Origin of the sequence: Sphingobacterium puteale (assembly GCF_050986225.1) — a bacterium.
GTDB classification, from domain to species: domain Bacteria; phylum Bacteroidota; class Bacteroidia; order Sphingobacteriales; family Sphingobacteriaceae; genus Sphingobacterium; species Sphingobacterium puteale.
This window is the reverse complement of sequence record NZ_CP158959.1, coordinates 271,967-289,180: the sequence shown is the minus strand read 5'-3', so window position 1 is coordinate 289,180 and position 17,214 is coordinate 271,967. Positions and strand designations below refer to the sequence as shown.

Annotated in this window: 20 protein-coding genes; 11 read left to right on the top strand and 9 right to left on the bottom strand. The window is 43.0% G+C overall.

Translation table 11 applies throughout. The annotated features are described in order from the left end of the window. The first annotated feature begins 1 nt into the window (after position 1). The 7 genes from ABTV71_RS01225 (at position 2) to ABTV71_RS01195 (ending at position 6,497) form a co-directional block, all read left to right on the top strand. Positions 2–886, top strand: coding sequence for a glycosyltransferase family 2 protein (locus ABTV71_RS01225; protein ID WP_433902003.1), 885 nt, complete (start codon positions 2–4; stop codon positions 884–886). A gap of 13 nt (positions 887–899) precedes the next feature. After that, on the top strand, positions 900–1,970 hold the full coding sequence (locus tag ABTV71_RS01220) for an acyltransferase family protein (RefSeq protein WP_433902002.1): 1,071 nt from the start codon (positions 900–902) through the stop codon (positions 1,968–1,970). A gap of 9 nt (positions 1,971–1,979) precedes the next feature. Then, positions 1,980–2,768 carry a WecB/TagA/CpsF family glycosyltransferase gene (locus tag ABTV71_RS01215; protein WP_121126883.1) on the top strand — a complete coding sequence of 263 codons (789 nt, stop codon included), beginning with the start codon at positions 1,980–1,982 and terminating at the stop codon, positions 2,766–2,768. Between the two features lies 1 nt (position 2,769). Continuing rightward, positions 2,770–4,359, top strand: coding sequence for a capsule assembly Wzi family protein (locus ABTV71_RS01210; protein WP_433902001.1), 1,590 nt, complete (start codon positions 2,770–2,772; stop codon positions 4,357–4,359). A 17-nt stretch (positions 4,360–4,376) separates the two neighbouring features. Then, complete coding sequence (locus tag ABTV71_RS01205; RefSeq protein WP_121126882.1) at positions 4,377–4,826, top strand: adenylyltransferase/cytidyltransferase family protein; 450 nt, start codon at positions 4,377–4,379, stop codon at positions 4,824–4,826. A 126-nt stretch (positions 4,827–4,952) separates the two neighbouring features. Further along, positions 4,953–5,393 (top strand): adenylyltransferase/cytidyltransferase family protein, encoded by a 441-nt coding sequence (locus ABTV71_RS01200; RefSeq protein WP_433902000.1) that lies wholly within the window; start codon positions 4,953–4,955, stop codon positions 5,391–5,393. Positions 5,394–5,498: 105 nt separating this feature from the next. Then, on the top strand, positions 5,499–6,497 hold the full coding sequence (locus tag ABTV71_RS01195) for a mannose-1-phosphate guanylyltransferase (RefSeq protein ID WP_121126880.1): 999 nt from the start codon (positions 5,499–5,501) through the stop codon (positions 6,495–6,497). Between the two features lie 9 nt (positions 6,498–6,506). Here ABTV71_RS01195 and ABTV71_RS01190 read toward each other — a convergent pair whose 3' ends face one another. The 8 genes from ABTV71_RS01190 to ABTV71_RS01155 all read right to left on the bottom strand — a co-directional run bounded on the left by ABTV71_RS01190 (position 6,507) and on the right by ABTV71_RS01155 (position 13,155). Continuing rightward, positions 6,507–7,628 (bottom strand): glycoside hydrolase family 26 protein, encoded by a 1,122-nt coding sequence (locus ABTV71_RS01190; RefSeq protein WP_433901999.1) that lies wholly within the window; start codon positions 7,626–7,628, stop codon positions 6,507–6,509. A gap of 987 nt (positions 7,629–8,615) precedes the next feature. After that, complete coding sequence (locus tag ABTV71_RS01185) at positions 8,616–8,768, bottom strand: hypothetical protein (RefSeq protein ID WP_183078837.1); 153 nt, start codon at positions 8,766–8,768, stop codon at positions 8,616–8,618. A gap of 10 nt (positions 8,769–8,778) precedes the next feature. Continuing rightward, entirely contained in the window at positions 8,779–9,045 is a 267-nt protein-coding gene (locus tag ABTV71_RS01180) for a hypothetical protein (protein WP_433901998.1), read from the bottom strand. A gap of 82 nt (positions 9,046–9,127) precedes the next feature. Next, complete coding sequence (locus ABTV71_RS01175; RefSeq protein WP_433901997.1) at positions 9,128–9,616, bottom strand: DUF5675 family protein; 489 nt, start codon at positions 9,614–9,616, stop codon at positions 9,128–9,130. Continuing rightward, entirely contained in the window at positions 9,616–10,245 is a 630-nt protein-coding gene (locus ABTV71_RS01170; RefSeq protein ID WP_433901996.1) for a fibronectin type III domain-containing protein, read from the bottom strand. The genes ABTV71_RS01175 and ABTV71_RS01170 overlap by 1 nt, the downstream gene beginning before the upstream one ends. A gap of 568 nt (positions 10,246–10,813) precedes the next feature. Beyond that, positions 10,814–11,131 carry a helix-turn-helix domain-containing protein gene (locus ABTV71_RS01165; protein ID WP_121126871.1) on the bottom strand — a complete coding sequence of 106 codons (318 nt, stop codon included), beginning with the start codon at positions 11,129–11,131 and terminating at the stop codon, positions 10,814–10,816. Positions 11,132–11,243: 112 nt separating this feature from the next. Beyond that, complete coding sequence (locus ABTV71_RS01160; RefSeq protein WP_433901995.1) at positions 11,244–12,323, bottom strand: histidine kinase; 1,080 nt, start codon at positions 12,321–12,323, stop codon at positions 11,244–11,246. Further along, entirely contained in the window at positions 12,313–13,155 is an 843-nt protein-coding gene (locus ABTV71_RS01155) for a LytR/AlgR family response regulator transcription factor (protein ID WP_433901994.1), read from the bottom strand. The genes ABTV71_RS01160 and ABTV71_RS01155 overlap by 11 nt, the downstream gene beginning before the upstream one ends. 139 nt (positions 13,156–13,294) lie before the next feature. On the opposite strand from ABTV71_RS01155, the gene ABTV71_RS01150 reads away from it, so the two are divergent. The 4 genes from ABTV71_RS01150 to ABTV71_RS01135 are packed head-to-tail and all read left to right on the top strand — an operon-like array spanning position 13,295 to position 15,975. Further along, complete coding sequence (locus ABTV71_RS01150; RefSeq protein WP_433901993.1) at positions 13,295–13,513, top strand: hypothetical protein; 219 nt, start codon at positions 13,295–13,297, stop codon at positions 13,511–13,513. 22 nt (positions 13,514–13,535) lie between these two features. After that, positions 13,536–14,042: a hypothetical protein gene (locus ABTV71_RS01145; protein ID WP_433901992.1), complete on the top strand. Its 507-nt coding sequence runs from the start codon at positions 13,536–13,538 to the stop codon at positions 14,040–14,042. A gap of 49 nt (positions 14,043–14,091) precedes the next feature. Further along, the gene (locus ABTV71_RS01140) at positions 14,092–14,994 is read left to right on the top strand and encodes a hypothetical protein (protein WP_433901991.1); all 903 of its coding nucleotides are present in this window, start codon (positions 14,092–14,094) and stop codon (positions 14,992–14,994) included. A 9-nt stretch (positions 14,995–15,003) separates the two neighbouring features. Continuing rightward, positions 15,004–15,975 carry a helix-turn-helix domain-containing protein gene (locus ABTV71_RS01135; protein ID WP_121126865.1) on the top strand — a complete coding sequence of 324 codons (972 nt, stop codon included), beginning with the start codon at positions 15,004–15,006 and terminating at the stop codon, positions 15,973–15,975. 179 nt (positions 15,976–16,154) lie between these two features. On the opposite strand, the gene ABTV71_RS01130 is transcribed toward ABTV71_RS01135, so the two are convergent. Further along, complete coding sequence (locus tag ABTV71_RS01130; protein WP_121126864.1) at positions 16,155–17,075, bottom strand: hypothetical protein; 921 nt, start codon at positions 17,073–17,075, stop codon at positions 16,155–16,157. Positions 17,076–17,214: the final 139 nt, after the last annotated feature.

Sequence of the window (17,214 nt, the reverse complement as noted above, 5' to 3'; positions counted from 1 at the left end):
TATGACCTACTCCATCATCATTCCCCACAAAAATTCAGCTGAATTGCTGCACCGGCTAATGAAGTCAATTCCCAAGCGCGAAGATCTGGAAATCATCGTTGTCGATGACTTCAGCCAAGAAAACGAAAAGGAAAAACTGCAACATCTGCAAAAGTTCTATAATTTTAAGTTGCACCTTAATAGCATCGGGAAAGGTGCCGGGGCGAGCCGTAATATCGGCCTGGAGATGGCAAGTGGCACCTATGTTCTCTTTGCGGATTCAGATGACTACTTTACTTCTGCACTTGCCCATGAGCTCGACCGTATTCCAGCCTATGATAAAGATTTAATATGCTACAAAGTAAATTCTGTCGATTCACAAAGCTATCAAACAAGTCATCGTCATCATTTTTTCAACGAGCTGATCACCAATTTTCAACAGCGGGGCAAGATGGATGTACGCTACAAATATTCAGTACCCTGGGGCAAAGTCTATCGGCGCCGTTTTATAGAACAACATCGGATCCGATTTGCTGAAGTCATTGCAGGAAATGACATGTGGTTTTCTTGCCTATGCGGCATCCTATGCAGTTCCTTCACCGTCAAAGAAGAAATCCTCTATACCGTAACCGTCCGAGAAGGTAGCATCGTCAATACCGTAAATCCAGCCTATTTCAAATCCCGCTTTGATGAGACCATCCGGGTCAATGATTTACTAAGAAGCTACCACCTGTCCAGGTATCAATATTCTGTTTTATACTTCGTATCCAATGCCCATAAATTCGGGCTAAAAGCCTACGTTGCCAAGCAGTTACTCGCACATCGAAGCAATATCCTCATCGGTTTAGAAAAAATATTTAAATACAAACAAGTTTTGGTCGATAGAGAAAACAGAAGAGTTAAATAAGCGAATTTATACCATGTTATTAGACAATAAAAATATAAAGCAACTTGACGGGATTAGAGGAATATCCATTCTCATTGTATATTTATCCCATATCGGATTGGGGCACTTAATTCCGGGGGGATTTGGGGTCACGGTCTTCTTTTTCATCAGCGGATTTCTCATTGCCAAACTTCTTCTTCATGAAATTCAGACAACCCATACCATCAATTTTGTCAATTTTTATATCCGGAGAGCATTCCGGCTCTACCCGGCCCTATTATTCTTTTCCCTTGCAACAGTTATCGTATTATTGATTCACCGGGTGCCAATCATTACCGCGCAGCTTGGAGCAGCCCTGTTCTATTTTGAAAATTACTTTTATGTTTATTTTATTAATTATCAACAAGAACATCCCCTTTGGAGCACATTTAAAATTTTATGGTCGCTATCCATTGAAGAACATTATTACCTCTTTTATCCCATCATGCTTTTCTGGACCTACAAATACAGAGCGGTCCATATCCTACTCTGTACAGTCCTGTTGATCATCCCTTTAGTATTCCGCTTCTATTACGTCATCCAATTAAAGGATCCGGCGCTCTATGAAAAATACAATTATTCATTGACCCACACCCGTATAGATTCCATTCTATATGGTTCCCTACTTGCATATTTACTGTACAAGAGCAAGTACAAAGCGCGCATTTATAGTGTTCTGAGAACTAATTTGATTTTGATTATCTCTCTATTTGGACTTCTGTTTACGTTCCTATGGCGTGATGAAGCGTTCAGAGAAACCCTAAGGTATACCATTCAGGGAATATGTCTAGCCCCCGTGCTTGTCCATATTGTCTATGCGACACAGCATACGATCCACCACAGTCTTTTTGCCAATCCTATACTGGTATATATCGGCAAGTTGAGCTATTCCATCTATTTATTTCATTGGTTTGCCATTCCGCTATCGACCCTGCACTTTGCAAAATATGGCCTACAATGGCAACTATCTGTCACAGTGATTACAGTTGTATTTTCCCTCTTCTCGTTTTATAAAGTAGAAATGCCTTTTGTGAAACTCCGCAAAAAATTTGGTTCTAACGTCTAAGCAATATACATGAAAACACAACAAATCTTTAATATTAAGATGCTTGATATCCAGCTCCCGGAACTATTGGCTCAAATGGATAGCGGCGTTCTCATTACGCCTAATGTAGACCATTTAATGAAACTACAGAAGGACCATGATTTTTACCAGATTTATAATCAGGCCGAATGGATCATTTGCGACAGCAATATTGTACAATTGGGCTTACGCCTATTGGGAAGGCCTGTGCAACAAGTCATTCCAGGATCTACCTTGTTTCCCATGTATTATGATTATCACAAAACGCATGAAGACATCAGCCTATTCCTACTGGGAGCCGCACCGGGGATAGCCCATAAGGCAGCCGTTAATATCAACCAAAAGGCAGGTCGCCAAATGGTGGTTGGAGCCCATTCTCCCAGTTTTGGTTTTGAAAAAAATGAAGCAGAATGTCAGGAAATCATTGCGCTGATCAATCAATCTGGAGCGAGCGTCCTTGTGGTTGGCGTTGGCGCCCCTAAACAAGAAAAATGGATATACAAATACAAAAACCAACTTCCGGGCGTCAAACTATTTATGGCCCTGGGTGCCACGATAGATTTTGAAGCGGGCACACTAAAAAGAGCGCCACTTTGGATTCAGCGCCTGGGATTAGAATGGCTATACCGTCTTGTGAAAGAACCAAAACGTTTATGGAAACGGTACATCCTCGACGATATGCCCTTCTTTTATTTAATTCTAAAAGAAAAGCTTCGACGGTACCGCAATCCTTTTGCACCACATCCGGCAAGCGAACTCGTTGATTCACCTAAACCCTAATATGATGCGAAAAGACTATGTTAGACAATTCAGTCGATACTTTGCTCAATCGACAAGAGGGATTCGGCTGTATGCCTTACTGTCAATCCTTCTGCAGATTAGCTATCCGGGATTGCAAATCCAGGCACAACAGGATAGTACTGGTAATTCCCATTTTTTTCTGGAAGTCAATGCCGGATATATCAATGATCAAGGCGTACCTTTATGGATGCGTGCCAACCAGTACGGATCCATCCCACTTGAAGGCGCCTCTTCCAGTGTTATTGGGCGCGTCTTTAAAAATTACGCTAGCCCAAAGCAGGGGCAGCGTCCACGTTCCTTTGATTGGGGTTATGCCCTGGAAGGAAGGGTCAATTTGGGCAAAAAAGTCCATGGCGATCTGATTGAAGCCCATGTCAAGCTCAAATATCATGCGGCCGAATTCCGGCTAGGTCGTAGTAAGGAAGTCATGGGATTAAACGGCGACAGCCTGCTCAGCTCCGGAAATTTCGCTGTTTCGGGAAATGCACTCGGCGTTCCGAAAGCGGAGATCAGTATCCCAGATTACTATCGCCTTCCTTGGTTTGGCGGAATATTCGCATTTAAAGGTAATTTTGCCTTAGGTTATATGGGCAAATCGGAGATGAATCCCAGCGCATTTCTCGTACCCACTAAAGATTATGAACTGGAAACCTATCTTCTCCAAAAATCATTTTATCTCAATTTTGGTAAACCCAGCTGGAAATTAAATCTTATAGGCGGATTTAACCATCAGGCCCAATTTGGAGGCGAAAAGAAACGCTATGGTGAAGCCTTTGACCTCAATTTATTCCAAACCTTGAACTATGTTTCTTTCGGAAAGGCCTTTGGAGGGAAAGGCAGCCCCGTACCCCGCTCAAAAATAGGAAATCACCAAGGATCGATAGACCTTGGATTCTCCTATGATTTTGGGAATATAAAGCTTTTGGTCTATCGGCAAAATTTTTACGATGTAGGTGCCCTCTCCAAACTGGCCAATATAAAAGATGGTCTAAACGGCATTACGCTCAGCAATAAGGCATTTCACACAAAGGCAGGTAAAGCCTTTGATTGGCAGAGCCTATTAATCGAATTTTTTTATTCCAAAAATCAGGCTGGTTATCCCTGGTCCAAGCCTACCCAATCTGGAGACGAAGACTATTATAACAATTCAGAATATCTGGAGGGCTGGTCCTATAAGGGACTGGGAATGGGCAGTCCACTAATTGCCACGGCACAGTCCGTGAGGCCCGGCCAGGCCCATTATCCCAAAGATTTTTTTATTAGTAACAGGGTGGTTGCAGGCCATCTGGGCTCCAAGTTCAGTCTATATCAATGGTATATAATCAGTAAGCTAACCTTTGCCAGGCACTATGGTACATTTGCCACCAGTGAATTCGGAAAATCAACAGGGTCTCATTTTCATACCCCCTATAAAGATTCCTTTACACCCGTCAATCAATTTTCCTTCCTGATCCGCGCCGAACGAGAATTCTTGCACAAAACCCGCATAGGCGCCACCTTTGCGACCGATCAGGGCAAGTTGTACTATAGTGGATCAGGCCTCATGCTACATGTGAACCGTTATTTTTAACCATAAAATCAAAAGAAATGAAAATTGGAATTACATTCTCTGCTTTTGACCTTCTGCATGCAGGTCATATCAAAATGCTGGAAGATGCAAAAAACCACTGTGATTATTTAATCTGTGGTCTACAGACCGACCCGACATTAGATCGGCCAGAAAAAAACAAACCTACGCAGTCTATCGTCGAACGCTACATTCAACTTAAAGGCTGCAAATTTGTTGACCAGATTGTTCCCTATGCCACTGAGCAAGATCTCGAAGACGTCTTGCGTTCCTTTAACATTGATGTCCGGATTTTAGGCGATGAATATCGGGAGAAAAATTTCACAGGCCGCTCCTATTGCGAAGAAAAAGGCATTATCCTCTATTATAACAGTCGCGATCATCGCTTTTCAAGCTCCGCATTAAGACGCTTAGTGGCTGAAAAAGAGTGGAGCAGTCCAAGCCATCAAAACAACGAAGCCAGTGCATAGTAGCCACAGTCCGTAAGAGACAACAACAAGCAGCTGACTATTGAGCACCATTAGACCATTTACAAATCAAAAAAAGATGAAATCGAGCTTGCGAGCTCTCATCAGCCATTAAAAAAAGATAATTAGATGAAAATTGGAATAACCTTTGGAGTTTTCGATCTCCTACATGCTGGACACATTATGATGTTAGAAGAGGCCAAAGTCCACTGTGACTACCTCATTATCGGTCTCAATACCGACCCCGCCGAAGTCAATCCAACAAAAAATAAACCAACCCAGACCATTGTTGAACGCTATATCCAGTTAGAAGGCTGCCGATATGTCGACGAAATTATTCCCTACGAGACAGAGCAGGATTTGATTGATATGCTTCTGGCCTTACCTATCCAGGTCCGTATCATCGGGGAAGAATACCGCGATTGTGATTTTACAGGAAGACAACTTTGTATTCAGAAAGACATCAATATCCACTACAACAAACGTACCCATCGCTTTTCCAGTCATGGTCTACGGCAGGTCGTAGCCGAAAAAGAATCCTTTAAGAACAGTAAAGCCATGATTATTTAAAGGAAAATACCGTTAAGCAGAAAGCAAAGCAAATGAGTTGGTAAACACAATATCTAATCATTGCAAATAGTGAAGAATTAACATCCTACATTTTAACGATAAATTATGAGTAAGATCAAACATGTCATCCTTAGTGGTGGAGTTGGCAGCCGCCTATGGCCACTATCACGCAAAAATCAGCCTAAACAATATTTAAATTTATTTAAAGAAGGTTCCCTTTTTGGAATGACCATCAAACGCAATCAATTCCTGACCGATAGCCTATTGGTCGTTGGCAACAAAGACAATTATAAGTTGAGTGAAGAGACCTTAGACAGCATGCAGGTGGCCCATCAGCAGATTATCGAAGCCTACCCACGCAATACCGCAGCAGCCATTGCCTTTGCGGCCCTGGCCTCGGACCCAACCGATATCCTTTTAGTGACACCTTCCGATCATTTAATTATCGGCGACGAAGCGTATGCAGAAGCGATCACTGCCGGAGTCGACAAAGCACGCTCAGGCTATCTGGTTACCTTCGGCATTCAGGCCACCAAGCCTGAGACCGGCTATGGCTATATCGAATACGAAGACGATCAGGTACGCTCTTTTCGCGAAAAACCAAATCAGGATACAGCAGAATCATTTTTGGAACGCGGCAATTTCCTTTGGAACTCTGGAATGTTCTGCTTTCGGGCAGATACTTTATTGGAAGAATTAAAACTACATGCTCCCAACGTGTATTCCGCCGCCTTAAAAACATGGAAATCCAGTCATGACGGTTGGCTTGATGGAGCACTTTCCAAAGAAATACCCTCCATTAGTATCGATTACGCCGTTATGGAACGATCCACAAAAATCAGGGTGGTAAAGACCGCATTTGAATGGTCAGATTTAGGTTCCTTCGAGTCCTTATATGACTATTTGGTTGATGTTGGTCATCCCGTGGATGAATTTGGCAACATGTCCATCGGAACAACGCAATATACTGCGTTCGTAGGGCTCAAAGATACCATACTCGTTTCCACAGCGGATGCCTTGCTGATGGTTCAAAAAGAAAAATCACAAGATGTGAAACACATCTACAATATATTAGAAAGACACCAAAGCAAATTAATTGAATAACCCAGCTACTCAACGATATATATTCATTTTCCCCAGTTCATCCGCCAACAAAATCGGATGCGTTTTGAGCATTTCCAAAAAATCGCCTTGTTGCGGGTCACCTGCATAAGTAACATAATAATTCTTAGCAGTATTGGCCCAAAAAATAAAGGCGATTATATCCTTATTAAAATAATGAACACATCTTTCCGTAAAATAATGTGCATCGCTATAATTTTTTAGACCACCTTCAGCAATGAAGCACCCCTTTTTTAACTGCTTCGAACAATGGACAAGTACATCCATTGATTTGTCAAGATTCTTCTGAAAAACAGTCGCACTGTAGCGCGGAGAATCATAGAAATCTAGCGATAGCAAATCGATATAGGCATCACCCGGGTAGCGCTCCATAAAATCAGCCTCGGAAAAAACCTTATCGGTATTGTATACCCATAATAGATGATCTACCTTTTTCTCTTTCGTCAGGTAATCATGCGTGAGTTGGTAGAGTTCGATATACTCTTTGGCCGAACAGGCCGTTTTGCCCCACCAAAACCACCTCCCATTGCATTCGTGGAACGGCCGGAATAAAACAGGAATTAAGTTGCCGTTCTCGTCCTGCAGCTGTCCGAAAAAATCAGCCAACATAGCTAACCAGGACAGATAAGTCTTTTTTACTGCTGGATTAATAAGGATCTGAGCCACTGTATTTCCCAAATCTTTTATTTTTCCTTTGGCATTTCGGTTTTTTTGGTCATACACCTTGTCGATGGGGTTGCGTGTATGCCAAGACAAGCAGATGGGCAAGCCTATTTTCCGGCAGTATTTGATTGCATCAATAAGATGTGCGACGCGGCCTTCTAGCCATACCGCACCATTATTCAGTTCCATCCAGCCCAGATCATAACTGACCATCCCCGGAAACTGGCCACATGCCATTTTTATATCCGAATTTCCAACATTTTTAATGCCTTTCCGTCCCAGCGTATTGGTACTTTGATGCCCCAATAGCACTTGTCCACTTTGCCCAATTTTGTTAAGCTGGTAGAGCAGATTACGGGTTTGATAAGTGATATACGGATTGGATGGGGCAAGACTTTTATGCGCATGTTCAGGTGTAATATGTGTAATTTGGCTTGAGAACGTATTCATGAAAACAAATAAAAGATTGATTTATATTAATTTACACTAAAAAATCCGATTAAGATAACTATTTTAAGTTAGCACTTTTTTTATTTACACCCATAAGTTCCGCCAAATACAATAGGGTCAATAAATTCTGTCATAAAACACTTTAAATCAATACAGATAATTGACAGAAAAAGTTCTCCGGTATCACCGCCATCTTGATGTATGTTCGGTTATTTCACTTTCTGAGCATAAATTTCTGTTCCTCCAACCGGACGACTTGACAGTCGAGTGTCATTTGTATTGTTTTTCAACATAGGATCTTGATCCGATGCGGATTATCGTCCACAATGGCAACAATGCGATATTTGCGATGTGGCGCGGATAAAATGAAAGATCGTATTTCCCGTCCCAAAGAGTTACGGGGATAGCGCATAGCGCTGATATGCCCCTTATTAACAAAAAAATAAACCAAGATCAGGAGCTGAACACGTAAAACTATGAAAATGTGATATCTGTGTGATACCTACATATTAGGCATTTATTTTCATTGACACTATTTTTGTTTACGCTCAAGTCCAACATATATTCAATGTATCAGGGCATTAGATAGAAAAAAGGATCATGCATAAATGAGTCGCTTTTTTCATAAGAAAGGCCATTGTTAGTTAAAAGCCCATATAGGCAATTATCCTTCATTTAGCAACAGTTAACACTATAGACCAAATATATAGCACAGTAAACATGAACAAAAAAATGAAAAGAAAATGTACATCAAACCTGTAATCTGGCGACCGGATTGAAGGCGAACTGTCGCTACGCGGACGGGAAGGTTTTGGCTCGAATGTCCGCTGTATTCAAGATAAATAATGCGTGATAATTTTAGGATAATAATGGAGAATGCCGATCAGCTGAAATATGCTATCGGCATTTCTTTTGAAAGTCCGGCCAGTAGCCAAGCAAGGGAAACCTTAAACCGCAGCACAGCTTACCGGTGCTGTGATACCGTTTCTATTCCTTTTTCCTCTTGGTCCATCTGCCAAGTAACTGGCTTGTAGCGAAGCTGACCAGTGTCCCCAGCGCAGCGGTCAAAAGCGTCTGCAACATGTCACCCAAAGAGATGCTCGCCCATAAGGAACACATCGTACCGCCTAACACGCCCATGCGTATATCATTAAGTTTCACGTTCCGCTCCTTTCTCCGCCGGGCTTGTCCTGTTGACATCTTGCTCCGTTTTTTTTCGCGGACTCTCCTGATCTTTGGGAGCTATGTCGCCCTTCTCGCCTTCCCTTTTCGGCGGTTCCTCATCAATGACAGCCTCCATGATGCCCAGGCCGATAGCCAGGTATTTTAGAATCGCCGGCACCTTTCCCGGCAGCTTTATCGGTGCCGCCAATACCAGCCCGAGCACCTTTCCTATTTTATTGATTATCTTTTTCATCTTTAATTTATTTTGTCATGAGCTTGCGCTGCTCAGTTTGTTTTCGACGGGTTCATGTACTATCTAGTTTGCGGTACCGCGCCTACAGATCCTGACTCAACTTTGCGTAGTTTCCCTCCACCAGCATATGTCTGATCGTCAGCATCGCTTTGCCTTTTTTTACATATTCGATCACCTCCTTATATAAGTTCTGGTAAGCCTTCTGCGATTGATATACTTCATAATCTCTGTGGCTCTTGTCTTTATGGAAGTAAGTACCCACCAGCAGGCAACCTGCCGTATCCACATGCGTATTGCCGATATGGATATAGATATTATTGAAGCCCGGGACATCTTTGATCTCGATCATCCCCTGATGCATATCCGGAAAACGCCGCTTATAGGCAGTGTTCATCCCACCCCAATAGTTGAGCCCCAGACCATACTTTCCGGCAGGAATACAGGTCTGCCCTTTGATTTTATGCTCACGTATGCTGTCTTCGAGGACATAACATTGAAATAGGCCATCTATATACAATTCGGACAGGGTACTATTTTTCCCCTGTCTGACTCTTTTTAGCAGCATATTCATCAGCGTACCAATATCGTGGCAGCATTACTCCAGTCGCCCACCCCTTGAGTATTGATGGCGCGCACCTGTACTTCATAGAATTTGCCCACCTCCAAAGGAGCAATGATATTGCCCCGGGACGAGGTCGTGGTAAACCGATCTCCCCATTCCGTGGGGTTGTCCGTTCGGATACGATAGCGGTATTCATAGATGGTCGCTATCTTCTGTGGAGCAAAGTCAAGTCTCACCTGTCCGGACTGCCGTCCATCCGAGAGCCTTACATTGTCCACTTTTAGGGGTACCTGATTGCCAAATGACGTGCTATTGGTTGGGAAACCCGAACTCAATAAGGTGGAGAGATGCCCTTGGGCCACTGAATTGACATAATAACCCAACTGTTGCATCGCCACGATAAGCGGCTCCCGGCTCTCATCCTTAAGTGCGGTATCTTCGGGCGATCCACGTTTACGGGCAACGGCCAGTTTGGCCGTAAAATCCGCCAATAAGATCTGTATATCCGCCAATGCAGGCGCCGGTGTCGGGTACTTGATATTGTCCGTCATAGCACCGATAATCGTATTGCAGCTGATGACCAATTCATCATCTTTCATTTTTCCAAATCCGATCAAGGCTTTCATTTTTGTCGCCATATTTATTCTGTTTTATTGACCTGCCAATGCGATCTGTCGACATTGGCCGTGTCGGTTAAAAATCTGTTTGTTAACGATTAAATATTCCTCGCGAGATCATTTAATGACACAAACATATTATGGGAATGGACTGAAAATGAAGTTTTGGCCCAGATTGAACGTAATTGAGCTCATTTGAGCCAATCTGATCGGCAATAGGCCAGAAAAGGATGATTTTTCGGAGTGACTGCTCAGTTTCCCACAGTAAAATTGTGATTCCGTCACTAGGAATATTCGCATAATCCAATGACTAATCCGAGCAGACCATTGAAAGGTCCATTTGGCCAGGTGGGGAAATGAAACAGACCAGTGTTTGTTCAAACTTTCCGGGTGACTGAACAGCAAATTCCCCCGACTGCGCCAACCAGTCAGGGGGAATTTCTATTCAGTCACCTAACTGTTCGTTTTCCCCAAGCGGAAAAAACGAACGGCCACCGGTCTGTTTCATACTTTTGGTTGGGAAGATCGCAAAGCCACAGCGCGAAGTCACCGATCCTTAGCGTCAAATCCAACTGCTGCCGTCCGCAAATTATATTTTACCTTTGAGCCTGCTCCTTTCAAGCGCCTCAATCAGGTCTTCTTCAAAGTAGCGGTCATCGCCGGTGAGCGTCATCGGATTGAGCACTCCCTCCCGCACCCGGCGCTTATAGGTCGACACACTGATACCAAGGTAATCCGTCACTTCGGTATGTGTCCAGAGTTTACGTTCACGCAGTGGTTTCTGTTCTATTTTCTTGGTTTTAAGGATATGGATCAGGGTAGCGAGCAAGCCGTATATCGCTACTAAAATTTCTGTCAATTTTTCAATACGATCTATTAATGCATATAGGCATACACTTAAGTTCATGGTCTATGGTTTTAAGACCATCGACGCACAGGTGGGGCTATTTCAAGGTCTGCCAAGCCCTGCAAAATAAAGGAAATGCCCACGGATGGTGAAGGTTTATAATGGATTTAAGTTACGCATTTTTCTGCTCTATTCGAACATTGTCTATACGATGCCGATAAAAAGATACCGAAATCCTAAATACGGATTCATTATTGGACAGCACTATTCCCGCATGCTGTGGATCCAGCAGACGTAGCTGTCGCTCTATTCTTTGCAGCGCTGTATTGTGGCTTACCGTGCCGGTCACCGCTTTGGCGGCGACTCGGTTGGATACCTGTATCTTCACCATATTATCCTCTGTCAGAGCGATCAATATCTGTATAGGATACTTCTTTCGTGATGTCTCGCCATATTGCAGGGCGTTTTCGACCAGGTTGAACAGCAGCATTTTGGGTACTAAGAAGTCTTCATCTACACAATTTTCATACGTTATATAAATTTTGTGATGCTTTATAAATTCATATAGATTGACCAATTTGTGGGTCATCTGCATTTCAAGCCGCAACGATAGCCAAGGTCTATTATCTATTTTTAAATAAAAGGCAGCGATCGTGCCCAATATCCCCACCGCCAGCAGTGCCTGATCCGGAGACTGCCTGATCAGGGTACGAATAGTGGCCATGCTATTGCCGATAAAGTGCGGATGAAGGTGTTTGGCGATCGCCTCCAGCTCCCACTTTTGTGCATCTAAAGACATCTCATCAAGCTTGATTTGCACGGACCGGTACGCCAGCCACTTATCGACACCAAACCGCCAGCTATACATAAAGAAAGCGACCAACATGGGCGGTAGAATCAAGAATATAACCGGCCAAAAGTTGGCAATTTCCCATTTCCTCGGAGTAAAGACCAGCGCTCCGGTAAACAGACTGAAAATAATCGGTATCGCCACAAAAAAGGCCATGACCAACGTCATCCAGACCCCTAGCAGATACGCATTGAATCGGGACCATTTGAATATATTGGGCAGCAGGACATAACGGGACAGGCCATAAACCATTGTACTCAACAGCAAAGCGACCAGCTGATCACGCCAGCCCTTAAATGCTGTGGGTACGATCAGGAAGACATAAGCCAGCGCAAAGACAATCGTCATACAGAGCACGATGTTTTTGAGCCAGGTCAGCATAAATTGTTTTCTAGCCGGCATGACCTGACCATTTGAACCCGGGATCCATTAGCTTCAATCGCATGTCAAGTTCCTCCGTACGAGATCGTGAAACAGGTTGAAACTTTGGTCCGATATAAACGCCTTCCAGCAGCACTTTTTTAACATAGTTTATATTAATGAATACTGACGGGCTGACCCGGACAAATCTCGGATCCTGCCGGAAGGTATCCTCTATGTCCATCATCCTTTTATTGAGCACCCCCAATAAGACAAACTGGTCATCGGGCCTAAGCGCGTAAAAATGAATATAATTTTTTGATTTTTCCAAATAAGCAATTTCCGCAAGTGCGACCGGAACCTTTTCACGTACCCTTCTATTTTCCGGATGCTTTCGCATGGGCGGACCATTCCTACGCGCAAGATGGAGTTCACTATTAGGGTCTACAACATCCAGAAAGATCATGGATACGACTCTCCTATCCCGACCAATATCACTAGCGGGCGCTTTATGCTGTAAATGCTTCAATAAGCCCAGCAGCTCATCCACATGAACTGGTTTTGATAGGAATCCATCAACATGCACTTTGTGCGCCTGTAAAGCATATTCCTCCGCATACCCTGTAATAAAAACAAAGTGGGAACAATAATTACGGAGTCTTTTAATCGCTTCCAAGCCCGAATGATCAGGCATCTCAATATCACAGAAGATCATATAGACCTTTTCATCTGCATTTAAAAAATATAGTTCGGCATCTTTAACGGAGGTAAACTTACCCGCTATCTCAAACAAGCCAAGCTCTTCCAATACGGCGGCAGTGTCCTCCAGTGCCCCATACAGATCATCGATTATAACTACAGGAAATTTGCGCATAATAGGTTCATGTCGGTTGGTCAAAAAAATACTTATAGCCGTAAAGTAAATAATTACATCCGATACAAACAAATAATTAACCCGCTGTTATCACCTGATTTTATCAATTTAAAGAAATAAATAATTAAAACACATTATCATGACAAAATTCAAGTTACCTTTTTATCTAATTGGCGCAGGACTATTTTTCGCAGCCGGGGTGATTCCTTCCTCTTGGACTACTGCACCTGTACAGGACAGAACAAACGCAAATTATTTGCACTTGGAAGCGTTGGATCACCCTATTCAAGATGGACTATCCACCCGTTTATTCTTTCCCTCTTCGCCCAAAGAACAGTTTACAAAACGTTCGAGATAACAATAGCGCCCTATTAAAACCTATGTTAAGGCTGATTTTTGTACTAGGCTGTGCCATACATTTCAGTATGGCATCAGCCTATAATCTCTGCATCATTTTTAAGCTTCCGGACCGTTTGCCCGAACTATTTAGGTATGTTGCCCGCTATCAGGATCTCGCAGGTCTCAGTGGCGGCTATACATTTTATGGTCCTAGTGTAGGCATGCAGGTGCAGCTTGAATATATCCAATATCAAGGGGGTAACGAAACTTTTCTAGGCGAACCACGCATACAAAGCACGACGGGAATGCTCCGGCTCAACAGCTACTTTCAATCAGGCTCTTCATTTCTTGACAGCAATCAGTCATACCTACAGGATCAGGTGCGTGCATCAATCAGCAACCTGACAGCCGGTCTGTCCGATATTGTCGCTGCCGACAGCATTGCATGTCGTCTTATCGCCAAACATCTGCCAGCATCAGTTGAGCAAGATAAAGATCCGCTCCATTCGTCCCGATATATTATTCTGTTTGAGTATATAAAAAATTAGGTTTATGCGCAATGAAGTACAATTAAGCACCGACACGAGGCTGCCCATCATGTTAAGGGGAATTGGCCTGCTGCTATCCCTGGATATGTGGCGGTTATGGCCAGACCTCAGTATGCTATTTGGTCAGGGTATTTTCCTGGACCAGCACAGCATTTCATGGCAGCAAAGACTAGGGACACTATCTATCCACACCCTGATTGCCCATTTACCGGAGTACACGCTAGCTGGCCTAGAATGGATCCATTTCTTTGGCTTGCTATACATCATCTGTGGGTTAGCCTTGTTTTTTGACCACTATCGCAGCGCCGCAATGCTGGGGCTCATTATATTGCATTATCTTTTTTTTATCGCCAACTATACCTGGAGCTACGGGGCGGACTATCTGGTACAGACAGGACTATTCTTCGGTGTCATTTTCTGCTGCTTCAAAGGCAGCTGGCTACCCAACGACAAGTGGGACACACTTGGCGCTACGATTTTTAGGTTGCAGCTTACTGTCGTGTATTTTTTTGCCGGCTTGGGTAAAGCCATTGGCCCTACCTGGTGGAATGGCGAAGCCGTTTGGAAAGCCATACAGCAACCCCTGGCCCCAGCATTGTTTACTATTCCCCAATCCGCTCAGCAGTTCACGGCTATCTGGGCCGGACTAGGAATCGCCACCCTGCTTTTCGAATTGGGATACCCATTGCTCTGGATCAACCGCCGGATCCGCATCTACATCAGTACCGGCATTATCCTGATGCACCTTTGCATAGCCCTGACGATGGGCTTGATCCATTTTTCCAGTCTGATGATCTGGTACAACCTCTGTGCCTGGGACCATCCCCTCTTACATTGCATTGCCAAGCCAATGATAAAACCACTTGAGACCACCGAGCCAACGTTACAGGTGCGAACGGCGACAGCGGATCTCGATACAAGGGAAGGAGGTAATAACAAACACATTAAATAACCAAAATTTATGAAAAAAACATTCCATTTTAGGCTGCCCGAAGTAGACCAATTTAGCGATCAAATAAAAGCATTTTTACCCAAATTGGCCGATTCATCGATACAGCGTTATGAAGATACAGGCATTCAGTTCACTGAAGAGTACATTGACTATCATAGCGTCATCTTCTATCGGTTGCAGGCACAGGTACAGCAACATATCAGGCTGTCCGTCAATACCAGCAAAGCAGATTATCATCTGCTCTATAATCTCGGCTCACCGCAGGAGGTCGTTATCGAGCAGCCCAAGAAGGAATGCAAGGTATCGCTACCTTCCCAATATCACAGCTATGTATATATCCCCAAAGGGGAGATAGCGGTAAATCTGGTTGCCGGAACTTACCTGATTTATGGTGTTTTGGTCGATATCGGTTTTATTCGACCGGCCATTTATAAGGAAAACCACTTTTTATCCGAATTCAGAGCAGCCCATAGACGTGATAAAAAGCGACTCTACCAAAGTGCTATCTGGCCTATTAAAGAGCGAACACGTTATCAGCTATCTTACATTGAAACGTATTTATTTCAGTACCACAAAGAGCATGAAGTCATTGCGATAAAAGTGGTCTATAATCTGTTTGATATTGCCATTGACAAGAATTTCAGCCTGCATGAAAAGTTAGATCCCGACCAGTTGCTTGCTAGACTTGCCAGGAAGATGGTCACTGATCAAGCCACGCAGATTTTTAGCAGCTGCTCCATTCAGACAATAGCCGAGCAACTACAGGTAGACAAGAGCAAATTGAACAAAATCTATAAAGCCATCTATGGTGAAAGTCCGAAACAGACCTGGACTAAGCATTTGATTCTGAAAGCGAAGGAGTTATTGCGGAGCGGACATTCGGTCAAAGAGGTAAGCAATTATTGTGGTTATGGGCAACAGCAAAATTTTTCGACTTTTTTCAAGAAACATACGGGAGTCTGTCCAACTCAATATAAATAAAAGCCATTCACCCTCCATATTTGTTGTTCATTCCTGAAATCGGACCTTTCGTCCCTAAATGGAAATGAAACCACAGCACAATACCATCCCGTTACCGAATGATAAAAAAACGCACAACAATAAAAAACCATTCCTTGCGGGGAATGGCTCATATTAAATCATTTATGACTGTTACGTTATTACAGCTTTTCGATCTCTTCTATGGATAGCCCTGTACCTTTTGCAATATCGGCTATAGCAATACCCATTTTCTTGAATTCCAGTGCAATTGCAATAGCTTCTTCCCGCTTACCTTTTTCAATTCCTTGTTTAAGGCCCTGTTTGAGGCCTTTTTTCTCTGCCTTATCTAATAAATATTCTTGAGTGCCCATTGTATCGCTCCTTCCTATTTTTGTTTTTATTTCTTTTTCAAATATACTCAAAACTTGTTCGTCATCAAAACTTACATAGTAAGTCAAAAAGTCGTATAGCCCCTGACGTGTATCCCTATCCATCTCCCGCTTCATCATCTCATCATAAAGATCATGTTTAATAGCCTTCAATCCCTCGTCGTTAATCTTTTTGTTAACAATAGCCAACAATGCAGTTAGGACAATTACAGAAAATGGATTCTTATCCGACCGTAATACATCCTCCTCCTGATCCAGAATCTTGTAGCTATTGAAATCATAGCGCAATGAGGTTCCCATAAATTCCTGACTATATACCATCGGACGATAGCTTTTATTACCATCTGCCATGATTGCAATAGCCGTAACGGGAACTTTGTAGCGGTCCCATATTTTATAAAAATAGCGAAACATTCGCTCAGCCAAGTCTCCCTTGCCCTTACTACTCTGTATCTCTACATGGCACAGCACATACTGTTCGCTCCCGTCCTTTAAGAAAACCTTTACTAGTTTGTCAACATAACGGACTCCCTTTCCGTTACTTTCAGGAGGAAACAAGCTTTCGAATTCTTTATCAAGATAATCAAAGGGTCTGCTCAAATCAAAAACAGCTTCTGCATCCGTAAAAATAAATCTTAAAAAATGTGAAAAAGTTTGTTCTAAAATAGATTTCCACAACGGGTCATCTACCCGTCTTGATATTTGACTCATAACAACTTATCAATTGGTTAATTTGACAAAGATAGAAATTTTCAATACAAAATACTAATTATTTTAGTAAAAATATTAAAACGCATTATTCTAGATATCGTATATTTTTTCCAATACCGACTTTTCTGCAGTTCACCCT